Origin of the sequence: Anaerostipes rhamnosivorans, assembly GCF_005280655.1 — a bacterium.
Taxonomy (GTDB): Bacteria; Bacillota; Clostridia; order Lachnospirales; family Lachnospiraceae; genus Anaerostipes; species Anaerostipes rhamnosivorans.
The window spans coordinates 1025813-1037821 of the sequence record NZ_CP040058.1 but is presented as its reverse complement, the minus strand read 5'-3'; the positions used below and the strand labels follow the sequence as shown (position 1 = coordinate 1037821).

8 protein-coding genes and 1 CRISPR repeat array are annotated in these 12009 nt (G+C 45.1%); of the genes, 3 read left to right on the top strand and 5 right to left on the bottom strand.

What is annotated here, in order from left to right; genetic code table 11:
- Positions 1-140: 140 nt before the first annotated feature.
- The 3 genes from AR1Y2_RS05060 to AR1Y2_RS05050 all read left to right on the top strand — a co-directional run bounded on the left by AR1Y2_RS05060 (position 141) and on the right by AR1Y2_RS05050 (position 3834).
- Positions 141-2039: an acyl-CoA dehydrogenase family protein gene (locus tag AR1Y2_RS05060; RefSeq protein ID WP_137327991.1), complete on the top strand. Its 1899-nt coding sequence runs from the start codon at positions 141-143 to the stop codon at positions 2037-2039.
- Positions 2040-2081: 42 nt separating this feature from the next.
- Positions 2082-3284 carry an FprA family A-type flavoprotein gene (locus AR1Y2_RS05055; RefSeq protein ID WP_137327990.1) on the top strand — a complete coding sequence of 401 codons (1203 nt, stop codon included), beginning with the start codon at positions 2082-2084 and terminating at the stop codon, positions 3282-3284.
- Positions 3285-3420: 136 nt separating this feature from the next.
- Entirely contained in the window at positions 3421-3834 is a 414-nt protein-coding gene (locus AR1Y2_RS05050) for an RrF2 family transcriptional regulator (protein ID WP_137327989.1), read from the top strand.
- Position 3835: 1 nt separating this feature from the next.
- Here the strand turns inward: AR1Y2_RS05050 and AR1Y2_RS05045 are convergent, their stop codons facing one another.
- From AR1Y2_RS05045 to AR1Y2_RS05025, 5 genes are all read right to left on the bottom strand, one after another.
- A complete protein-coding gene (locus AR1Y2_RS05045) occupies positions 3836-5047 on the bottom strand; it encodes a Wadjet anti-phage system protein JetD domain-containing protein (RefSeq protein ID WP_137327988.1) in 1212 nt (403 codons plus the stop codon).
- On the bottom strand, positions 5028-8411 hold the full coding sequence (locus AR1Y2_RS05040; RefSeq protein WP_137327987.1) for an ATP-binding protein: 3384 nt from the start codon (positions 8409-8411) through the stop codon (positions 5028-5030). The genes AR1Y2_RS05045 and AR1Y2_RS05040 overlap by 20 nt, the downstream gene beginning before the upstream one ends.
- On the bottom strand, positions 8350-9006 hold the full coding sequence (locus AR1Y2_RS05035) for a DUF4194 domain-containing protein (RefSeq protein WP_137327986.1): 657 nt from the start codon (positions 9004-9006) through the stop codon (positions 8350-8352). The genes AR1Y2_RS05040 and AR1Y2_RS05035 overlap by 62 nt, the downstream gene beginning before the upstream one ends.
- Positions 9003-10364, bottom strand: coding sequence for a Wadjet anti-phage system protein JetA family protein (locus AR1Y2_RS05030; RefSeq protein ID WP_137327985.1), 1362 nt, complete (start codon positions 10362-10364; stop codon positions 9003-9005). The genes AR1Y2_RS05035 and AR1Y2_RS05030 overlap by 4 nt, the downstream gene beginning before the upstream one ends.
- 361 nt (positions 10365-10725) lie before the next feature.
- Positions 10726-11081: direct repeats of the CRISPR family, unit length 30 nt; unit sequence ATTTCAATACAACTCTTGTTACTGTTAATC.
- 198 nt (positions 11082-11279) lie between these two features.
- Entirely contained in the window at positions 11280-11981 is a 702-nt protein-coding gene (locus tag AR1Y2_RS05025; RefSeq protein ID WP_137327984.1) for a DUF6198 family protein, read from the bottom strand.
- Between the last annotated feature and the right edge of the window lie 28 nt (positions 11982-12009).

Genomic DNA, 12009 nt, shown 5'->3' with positions numbered 1-12009 from the left:
ACTTTACTTAATCAATCAAGTTTATATTTTCAACGTTTCTATCATAGTATTTTAAGTACCTTATCGTATGAAACACACCTGCCCAAAAGGCATGAGACCAGGGTGTGTCCCAGAGGGTACCGAATCAAAGGAGGCTTAATATGTTATTTCAAACAACCGAAGCTCATGAAGCCCTGCGCGCGAAAGTCAGGGAATTTGCAGAAACCGAAGTGAAACCTCTCACCTTCCTCTTAGACAAGGAAAATGAATTCCCAACAGAGGCTATTGAGAAGTTTGCGAAGATGGGAATGATGGGGCTGCCATATCCAAAAGAATACGGCGGGGCCGGGGCTGATGTGCTCAGTTATGCCATTGCCGTAGAAGAACTCTCCAGAGTGGACGGCGGAACAGGTGTCATTTTATCCGCCCATGTTTCCCTTGGAAGCTATCCGATCTTTGCTTTTGGAACAGAAGAACAAAAACAAAAATATCTGGTACCGCTTGCGTCAGGAGAAAAACTAGGCGCATTCGGCCTTACAGAACCTAATGCCGGAAGTGATGCCGGAGGAACTGAGACCACAGCAGTTCTGGAGGGGGACCACTACATACTAAACGGCGGCAAGATCTTCATCACCAATGCCGACAAAGCCGACACCTATGTAGTCTTTGCGGTCACTACCCCGGATATCGGAACCCACGGCATCAGCGCCTTTATCGTTGAAAAGGGCTGGGAAGGCTTTACGTTCGGGGATCACTACGACAAGATGGGCATCCGTTCCTCTTCCACCGCTGAGCTGATCTTTAACGATGTAAAAGTACCAAAAGAGAATCTTCTGGGCAAAGAAGGGGAAGGCTTTAAGATCGCCATGGCCACACTGGACGGAGGCCGTATCGGTATCGCTGCCCAGGCGCTTGGCATTGCCCAGGGAGCCTATGAAAACGCACTGGAATACTCCAAAGAAAGAGAGCAGTTTGGGCGTCCCATCTGCCAACAGCAGGCAATCGCCTTTAAACTTGCTGACATGGCTACCAAATTAAGAACTGCCCGCCTGCTCGTATACAGCGCTGCAGACTTAAAAGAGAATCATGAGCCATATGGTCTGGAATCTGCCATGGCAAAACAGTACACCTCAGACATTTGCCTGGAAGTCGTAAATGATGCTCTCCAGATCTTTGGAGGCACTGGCTATCTGAAAGGAATGGATGTGGAACGAGCGTACAGGGATGCAAAAATCTGTACGATCTATGAGGGCACCAATGAGATCCAGAGAGTTGTCATCGCTTCCCACATCATCGGAAAGATGCCGAAGACACAGACCACACGGAAGAAAGATCCTTTGACAGGCGCCCGCAAGAAAATGATCTTAAAAGACGGTTCCGCCCAGGAACGGGTTGAGACTGTGGTAGAAGCCTTAAAAAAAGATGGATATGACTTTACAGTTGGAATTGACTTAGATACCCCAATCTCCAAGGCGGACCGCGTGGTCAGTGCTGGAAAGGGCATCGGACCCAAAGAAAATATGAAACTCATCGAAGATCTGGCTGTGCAGGCCGGGGCTGCTATTGGTTCTTCCCGTCCGGTGGCGGAGACCTTAAAGTATGTGCCGATCAACCGCTACGTTGGAATGTCAGGTCAGAAATTTAACGGAAACCTGTACATCGCCTGCGGTATTTCTGGAGCCGGCCAGCATTTGAAAGGTATTAAAGATGCTACTACGATTGTGGCCATCAATACCAACGCCAATGCTCCGATCTTTAAAAATGCAGATTACGGCATCGTGGGAGATGTGGAAGAAATCCTTCCGCTGCTGACACAGGCCCTGGATAACGGGGAACCGAAACAGCCGGCTCCTCCTATGAAGAAGATGAAACGCGCTAAGCCTAAAAAGACCGTACCTACCTGGAAACGATATGTCTGTAATGGATGCGGATATGAATATGATCCGGCCAATGGAGATCCGGAGGGTGAGATCGAGCCGGGCACTCTGTTTGAAAAGCTGCCGGAAGAGTGGATCTGTCCGGACTGCGGTGAATCAAAAGACATGTTTATTGAAGTATAAATATCCCAAGGTTGGATTACAGATCAAAAGGAGGTATGATCCATGCATTGTGTTAGAAAAGTAACCGAAGATTTATATTGGGTTGGCGGCAATGACCACCGCCTGGCCCTGTTTGAAAATATCCATCCCATTCCCAGAGGAGTTTCTTACAACTCCTACCTGCTGCTGGATGAAAAGACCGTTTTGTTTGATACCGTAGACTGGTCCATTGGCCGTCAGTTCCTGGAAAACATAGAATATGTTCTTGGCGGAAGGCCTCTCGACTACATGGTCATCAATCATATGGAGCCGGACCACGGCGCTTCCATTGAGGAAGTGCTGCTGCGCCACCCGGAGGTGCAGATCATCAGTACAGAAAAAGCATTTATGCTTATGCGCCAGTTTGGATTTGACGTGGATGGCCACATGATCGAGGTAACGGAAGGCGATGTGCAGTCCTTCGGAAAACACGAAGTGACCTTCGTATCCGCCCCGATGGTCCATTGGCCGGAAGCTATGGTAAGTTTTGATATCACGGATGGCATCCTGTTCGCCGCCGATGCTTTCGGATCCTTCGGCGCCCTGGACGGAAAACTGTTTAACGATGAAGTAAATTTTGACCGGGACTGGATTGATGATGCCAGAAGATACTATACAAATATCGTAGGAAAGTATGGCCCTCATGTGCAGTCTCTGCTGAAGAAGGCCGGAACCATCGATATTAAAATGATCTGCCCGTTACACGGACCGGTGTGGCGGAGTGACCTGGGATATTTCCTGGAAAAGTATGATAAATGGAGCCGCTATGAGCCGGAGGAACAGGGTGTGATGATCGTCTATGCTTCCATGTACGGCAACACGGAGGCCGCCGCCCAGAATCTGGCGGCCAGGCTTTGTGAAAAGGGCATGACCAATGTTGTGATGTATGACGTTTCCAACACCCATGTATCCCAGCTAATCTCTGAGACCTTCCGGTTAAGCCATATTGTTTTGGCTTCAGTCACCTACAACCTGGGCATCTATCCTCTGATGCATAATTATCTGATGGATATGAAGGCGTTAAACCTTCAGAAGCGGACCTTTGCCGTCATTGAAAACGGCTCCTGGGCCTGCAAGTCCGGTTCCCTTATGAGAGAATTTATCGATGACATGAGAGAGATGGATGTGCTGGATGAGCAGGTAACCCTTATGTCCTCCATGACAGAAGATAATGGAGATGATATGGATACGCTGGCAGACGGCCTGATAGAATCTATGAAACAGTAAAAACCCATTTAAAAAAATCCAGGCCTGCAGAATTTTCTGCAGACTTGGATTTTTTCTCTGAAAGAATTTGCCCGGTTCCATTGACAGGTATTTTTTAGTTTGGTATATTTTCACTAAGATAAGGAGGGAGAACCGTATGCTGATTTCAAGAGAAACCGATTATGCCCTGCGGATTTTAAGGGCTTTAAGTGACGGAGAAAAACGTTCCATAGAAGAGATATGCAGTCTGGAAGCCACACCGAAGCAGTTTGCATACCGCATTATTAAAAAGTTAGAGAAAGCCGGATGGATCATCATTATGAGAGGGGCAGAGGGGGGCTGCCGGCTGACAGCCGACCTGCACGATGTAAGCCTCTATGACCTGATCCACGGCCTCGGAAGTGACTTCTGCATCAATGCCTGCTTTCAAGAAGGTTATGAATGCACCAGGGCTTCTGTCTGTGAAGACCCATGCCACATAAAAAAAGGCCTCATCAGGGTACAGGAATCCCTGGAAAAGGAATTAAAAGATGTCAATCTGCACAGTCTCATCTTCGGAACCCAGGACTAAATCAGTGACAGTGTTTTTTACTAATATCCACATCTTCTTTTGGTATTAGTAAAAAGCTCTCCTGTTCCAGTGCTTTGCCTTTTCTGGCCAACAGGTCTCTGAGTACAGTCAATTCAGGTATTTCACCCATATCCATACATTTCAGTTTTTTTAATATCCCTGGCTCCATGCAAACTGCATATGTTTCATATTTCCGGTAGGTTTCTGTGTCCATCTGACATGGTTTTACCTCGGGAAATATTTTCTGTTTGATATACGAATAAATCCGGATGCCTCCGTAATCCAGATCGCCGGAATGAAAATATTGAGTCCCTTTTGGCAGCATATCCCGCAGATTGATCAGAAATTCCCTCTCCTTCGGAGTAAAGAACCCATGACTATATATGATCAACATCTCTTCATCATACGGCATGGCCATATAATTTGCCTTATTCTCTATGGTCAGGACTCTTTTGATGTTTTCTCCCTTTTCCGGCATTGCGTGAGTCAGCGTCAGCGAATTCAGAACCGCACCAAACCGGAATTCCCCGAGATTTATCTTCTTCCCGTCCACTCTGATCCACAGAGGCCCCTTTAATGCCAGTTCCTGAGAATATTCCTCGATCAAAAGCTGGGACAAGATCTGGGTATCATTCATTCCCTCTTCTATCCCCGGGTGAAATTTTCTGGCAATGGAGAGCACAGTGCTCTGGAACTCATTTTCAAAAACCTTAGAGTCTCCCAGACAGTATTTACTGAACACTCTTTTATATAATGGCTCCTTTAACCGGTCCATCTCTTTAAGACATTGAAACAACAGATCCCTTTTTGAAAATTCGGAGGGAACATTTCCTTTTTCCAGACGTGTCAGACAATGGTTCAGGTATTCTTTTATCCACACTCCTTCAACGGATAAGGAAAACTCATCCACAGCCCGTCTTTGTTCTTCTATGACTTGTGACTTAGGAGGAATTCCCAACTGTTCATACATACGTGGAAGATCCCGGAGAGCATAGCAAATCTTACGGATATCATTCCCCACGCTCTCCCATTGAATGGTGATCAATCCCTGTTTCTCAAGCTCCTTTGCCTGTGTTATAAACTCTGTCTTTCCCACCTGGTCATACAGTTCCTGATGGACCAGGAAGGAGCGGTTTCCCTGCGCTCCTTCCTTCCAGTCCAAAGATGACCGTTCTGTTTTTTCTATGATAATGTTAAGCAGTTCCCTCTTCATTCTCCGCTTCCTCCAAAAGACTGTCAAACTCCCGTTTTTCAAATTCCTGGATTGATATGCTCTTTTTGTTTGGATTGGCGTAGACAAAGGTCTTGTCTACATTCTCCAGATAGTTCTGGATCTTGTCATTGGTGGCGCTTATGATGGCCTGGAATCCAAGTCCCCGTATCAGCTCTATACAGCTTGCCACCTTCTCTGCATCCATCTTTGAGAATGCCTCATCCAGGACCACAAGCCGTATGGTAGGGCTTCTTCTGATCTTAGGAGACAGATTGATCCGGTAGGCCTGGGCAAAGCTTGCCAGCAGTGCAACATAGAGAGGATTCTGCCCCTCACCCCCTGAGTTTTTCTTGATCATTCTGCTGAGTCCAATGGTGAGTTTTTCTTCTCCCTCTACAATCTGTTCCATATCAAATGAAAGGTAAGTCCTGTAATCTGCATATTTTTCCATGTTCCGTTTGGCCTCATCAAGCTCCTCCGGTGATGCATTCTCCGGCGGTATAAAGATATCGATCAGGTCGCTCATGACCTCCCCGTACCGGCTCTCATGTTCCATGGAAAACAGATTCATCTGATGGTCCATAGATGCGTCCAGCGTAGAAGGATCAATCTTCAGGGATTCATCCATAAACATCGGATAATAAATTCCATCCGGTCCCTTGTTTTTTGTGATACGGAACTGATATTTATCCTTTCCAAAGTCCAGTCTGCTTATAATGCGGTTCAGCTCGTCCCTTCTCTGATAAGCCTCCAGTATAGCGTATCTGATCTTGGAGATAAAATCATCCTTGAAATGTTCCGCCGCTGATCTGGCCTGCTCCCTGGCTCTTTCCTGATAGTCGGAAAGGTGGTCACATTCCAATGTGGACAGAAGTTTCTCATACGGCTCATTGTACTCGATCGCCGGTGAAAATGTCCGGTTGGGATATTCTCTTAAATAAGCGGACCGCAGTTCTACCAGTTCTCTGTACACTTCCTCTTTTTTCTCTTCTGCCTGTCTGATCTTTCGGATGGTCCCATTTTTCAGATTCTCGTAGTTAGAAGCGCTCCGGTCTTTCATGTAGTCCTCAAATGCCTGTTCCAGTTCTTCATTGAATTGGAAGCTCCGCTCCCGTTCCGTAAGCTCACTATTTGTGGAAAGGTGAAGCCTCTGCCAGTCTTCAATCTGTCTTTCCCGGTTCCAGACAGCCTTTGTCACTTCGCTCAGCAATTCCTGTTTCTTTGCCTGAAGTTCTTTATTTTCCCGCTGCCGTTCCTCCAATGCGTCGATGGATTCCTCTTTCATCTTCAGCATTTTGGTTTCCAGATGCTTTTTCTGCTCTGTTTTTTCCTTCATCACAGCCAAAGCTTTCTGCTGCTCTATGTACTCTTCCTCAGAACGCCCCAGAGTTTCCAGTCCCAGTATCTCTTCTGACTTCGACACCATATCCGCAAACGGCTGTTTCCTGGCCTCCAGCTGTTTTAACTCCTGATTAAGATCCTTGATCCTTTGCTTCATACTGCTCTCACCGATATAGGACCGCTTGGTATAGTCTGCTGGATTCAGCCTTTTTAACTGGAAATTCTTATAGAGCAGGCAGTCCGGTGTCACCCCTGTCCTCTGCTGCCTGAGTTCATCGATGGTATGACACTTGATAACCCTGCCCAGAAGCAGGTCCACAAAAGCACGGACATAAGGCTCCTTTGCGATAACTTCCTCAGCCAGCGCCTGGACTGCAACAACAGGTTTCTCTTTTTGAACCCGTTCTGTATCTAACACAGAGGCCCGGAAAAACTTATTTCCGTCCATCTCCCTGTAAACTTCCATGGCTGCTTTTGCATAGGCCGGCTCCACAACCATAGACAGCTTATTAGAGCCCAGATATCCTTCCACCGCTTTATGCCATGTCTCTGATTTCATATCCAAAAGGTCCGCAAGGATATGAACCTTTACAGCCTTGCCAAACCTGGTGCTTAAACGAGTCTGGAACTCATACCTGGCATCTTCCAGCTCTCTCGGATAAGCCTTGTTTCCTTTTTTCAGCTCGGCAAGTTCTGTTGTGATCTCCTTTTCCCGCTTTTTGATCCTCCTCAGTTCTGAGGAAGCCTCCTGCCGGTCATTCTCCACTTCTTCCCGGATCGTCTTTAAGCTGTGACGGAGTCTCCGAAGCTCCCCAAGACTTATATTTCCCTTACAAAAGCTTTCGATATCCCAGATCGTCTGGTTTGGTGTCACATCCAGGTCCTTCCACTGCTCCAGCTGGGCGCATGTCTGCTGCCATGCCGCCTTATTCCTTGTGAGCTGTTCCAGCAGTTCGTTTACACCTGTAAGCTCTGTTTTGAGATTCTCAAAACCACTGTTCGCGATCTGTTTTACCAGATCGTCATATTCTGCGGCAAGGACGGACAGCTCGTCAGACAGCTTTTTCCTGCTCTCCTCCTGCTGCTGTTTATCTCCCTCTGCCTTCTCCATCTTTTCCCTCAGATCCTTAATCTGCTCTTTTAATTGGAGCATCATGAGTTTTTCAAGACGGTACTGGCAGATCTCCACGTCTTTCCCCGCTTCAGTAAAATGGCCATAGCCGTCCCTGATCTCTTTCAGGCTTGTGATCTCCTTTAAAGTGTCCTCGATCTTTTTCCGCATTCTTCCGTACTGGAGGACACTTTCCTGCATATCCTCGATCTGAATATCCTGTTCCATGCAGATGTATTCCCGCACAAAATCTTCCAGCTTGATGTTCATTTTAAACGGTATGGCCCGCTTAAAAAGCCTTGGAAATTTATCTGCATCTAAACCTCCCAGATAAATATCGTAGAGTTGTCTCCTGAACCGTTCGTTGCTTGTACCGAAATAGAACTCCTCTCTGGCAAAGTTGGTCTGGATATATTCTCTCACTTCACTGGTGGCCATGGCTCGGCCCTCTTTCCGGTAGTGGTGTTCAGGGATCCCTCCCTTATGCCAGAAAAACAGCCTGGAGATTTCATTGGTGGCTGTCTCCACGTCAAAAACAACACCGACACATTCCTTTTCCCGGGTGACCGTCTGTTCAAGCTCCAGTACAATGGTTGTAGAAAAATTTTTGTTTCTTATATATTTGACCTCATTGTTGTCACCTACAGAGATCATGCCTCTCAGGTATTCGATCAGACTCCTGTCTGAGTCATCAGCCGCCGCCTTGTTGAAAAATCCCCTTCCGTCTGTATTGGCATAGAGGACGATCTGCAAGGCATCAATGACTGTGGATTTTCCGCTCCCGGAATGTCCCGTAAAGAAATTGATGCCTTCGCTGAAGGAAAGCACCTTTTTCTCAATATAATGCCAGTTATTCAGACAGATCTTCGATAGTGCTTTGAATGCCTGCTTGTTCTCCTTCGTCTTCTCCACGTTCGTCCTCCTCTGTAAATGTCTCAATCAGCTTCTGCACGTCATCCCCCAGCAAGACCGCATTAATACATGGGTATACGACCATCCGGCTTTCCTCGTTGAGGTCTTCCAGCACATCCATAGGTTCTATGATCTGATACCGTTTCAGCAGGGAAATGGTCTTTCTCATCTCTGTCGCGGATGAAAGGTTTTTCAGCAGATGAAAATCCCCGATCTTTTCGTTGATCTCCCCCAGAGATGTGTACACGTAGCTGCTCGTGGATGCCGCCTCCATCTGCTCATCATAAATAAGCTTAAGGATCAGCAGATAAATGGTGGCCAGCTTCGGAAGCTTTTCCCCCAGCACTGTCTCCCCCTGTATATAGAAAATCCCCATATGACTGCTCTCGTGCAACTCTAACCCTGCTATGGCAAAATATTCTCTTAGAAATTCCAGGTGCTGATTCAATATCCTGAAATCCTTCTGAAACGTAAATCTGCCGCTCCTCTTTTCGTATTTTCGTTCCAGCACGAAGGTCTGACGGAACAAGAGCTGGATGATGCGCTTGATATCGTCTTTTTCCTCATCGCTTAACCGTTCGTAATATTCGATCATGCCTTTCTCCTCACAAATAACAGATCCGGATAACGGTATTTCCCATTTTCCAGCATCGTTTCTTCTCTCTCCACTACCTGATAGCGGCTGTTCTTTCTGGTACAGTAGTCGTAGGCCAGGATCAGCTTTTCAAAAGCCTCATTATCGCTGATCTCCACATCCTTCATTTCCATATATCCATCCTTCATATGGCTCTCCAGGAATTCTTCAATCTCCTTTTTACTGTATCTGGTATGGATCTTATTCAGCTTTAATACTTCTTCTCTGGTAAGCTCCGGCATGTCCTCATCCGGTTCCAGCCTGCTGATAAAATCTTTTCTTTTTTTCCTTCTGTACAGAGACTTTTCTGAGAGGACTTCAAGCCGGGAAAGATTCATTTTTTCCGCCACCTTTGTAAGCCTCTCTTCTTTTGCCCTGTCTGTTTCCAAATGCTTTAACAGGCTCACGACCAATCCTTTCATATCCGCCTCGCCGCTGAGCATGTAGTTCAGTCTCGTCACCGTAGCCCGCACATACTTGGAATGTTCTTTGTCCATATTGGCGATCCTGTGCTCTATATCGTCAAAACCGCGCTCTATGGCATCCAGGGTTTCCAGCACATCTTCCTTTTCATCCCGGCCCTCTGCCCTGGCTTTGGCACGGACCTTTTCGATCCAAACTACGTCCTCCCTCATCTGCTGCAGACATCTCTTGATATCCATTTTATACAGATAGAAATTGTCATTGGTTTTCAGCATATGATACTTTTTCTTGACAATCTCCTCCACATATCCTTCCAAATGTTCTGACAGGACATCCCCGTAAAACTGCTGTTTTAACAGGCGTCCAAAAAACTTATCCATGTTATGGAGCAGATCCTGAAGTGCTTTGTTGAGTTTTTTTGTATTAATCAGGGCGGTTTTCAGCATGCCCAGGTTGATCCTTTTATCATTCTGAAAAGAAAATAGGGTAGCATACACGTTCTGGATATAAATCTCGGTGTCCTCCATCTGTGGATTCACCAGCTGTTCAAAAGCCTCCAGAAAAACAGCCGCATAGTCCGGGATCACGATGTTGGATGTGAGTGTGGCAAAATCGTCCAGCTTCTTCAGCCATCCGGTCTTTATGAGCCAGTTTAAAATCCGGTTGGGCGGAGTCTCCAACACATCCAGCTCTGACTCAAATTCTTCTCGTTGAAGCCAGATACGCTTGTCCGCGTTCCAGTCACTCAGGACCTGGATACAGACTTCCCTGCTCAAAAAGTAGTTGTTGTATTCATATTCTTCGCTGATCTTCAACAGCGCCTCTATGTAAAGATCCCGGTTCACAGAGCGGAATAAGCTCCAAAAAGAATCCGGAATATCGTATCCAAATCTCATAAATCCTCCTTTGTGTTATACCTTTTTATCATAACATAAAACCTATGAATTTTCACCAATGCTCCCGGCCTGGTTCAAAAGCAATCCTCCAAATTGGTGAAAACTTTTGTAAGTTAGTTCCTTGAGATATAAGGATGAAGAAATCAGGAAACTATAACATGAATATAGCAGTTTAGTACAACACAAAATCAGGGACAGAAATGTCCCTGTCCCTACATATAATAATTATTTAATTTAAATAAAGTTGGATAGTCTCTATTGTCCGTTTTGATATATTAAAATTAATTAGGATAACGAATTTTTACAACTCTTGTTATTGTTAATCATATCAAGATCTGTTTGATTTGTATTATCGTCAACAATTTCAATACAATTCTTGTTAATGTTAATCAATTTAGTACAGGATAGTGAGCAAGTTGTTGTTTTATTTCAATACAACTCTTGTTACTGTTTATCGGCCTGAATCCAGACTGGATTGATAAACCTATCACATTTCAATACAACTCTTGTTACTGTTAATCCCAGGCTTGCCACAGATAGCACACCCCTTATGCTATTTCAATACAACTCTTGTTACTGTTAATCACTGTATGACAGTTTTGAGAAAGATTACATTACACTATTTCAATACAACTCTTGTTACTGTTAATCATCAGTATATTTTTATATGTCAGACGATCATCCGTTATTTCAATACAACTCTTGTTACTGTTAATCCAACGTCTTTCCGTCATTCCTTCTTTTTATTATAGTCAGTTTTCTTGATAAAATCAACGTTTCCATCGTTTTTTCCCAACCTCCTTAAACTTTTAAACTTTTGAGCTTTTCGTCTATTATTGCCTTCAACCCGCCATTTTAAGCGCCTTCCAGCCATTTGCACGAAGGATCCGGTTGGGAAAACTCTCGATCCATTTCCTATCTCAGTGTTCTATAAAAACTAAATATAGGTCTCATCATTCTCTTTTTTGCTCTGTAAGAGAAACAGTAAAACTTGATGTGCCGGTCAAACCATTTCTGTATAACTGTAATGGTTTTTCCCGCAAACAGCGCGCATAAAACTGTGCCTGCCCCGATACCTTCCAGTCTGTTCAGAATAAACAAGGATATGATCAGTGTTGTTGTAAGGCAGGTGAGATCAAATGTTGTTTTGATTCTATTGTATGGTTTTTTCAGCAGCTTGGTCAGATCTCTCGGGAATGTATCGGTAGGGATGATCGGCATCAGACTGTTATTTGCAGTACAGATTCCAATGCACATCACAAAAAATCCGGTGATAAAATACAGACTTCTCATAAACCTGGAATCCGGAAGCATAACGAGCCATCCGCTGTGTAAGTCAATCATTCTGCCGAAGGCGATCCCCACGGCAAAGGAAAAACCATATTCCCATTGGATTTTTCTGCTCAGGATCATCAGTGAGAGAACCAGAAGTGTCTGAAACAGATAATTCCAGGTTCCAAAAGAAAGTACCGGAAAGGCAATGCTGAACACATAAGGCACAGAGGATATAGATGCAATCCCCATATCACTTTTTGTCATCAGAGCAACTGCCAGACTATTAAATATAATTGTAAAAAGTAATCCCAGCTCACCGGGAATTCTTAGTTTTTGATTCATTTTACTTCTCCTTCTTTCCTATATGCTG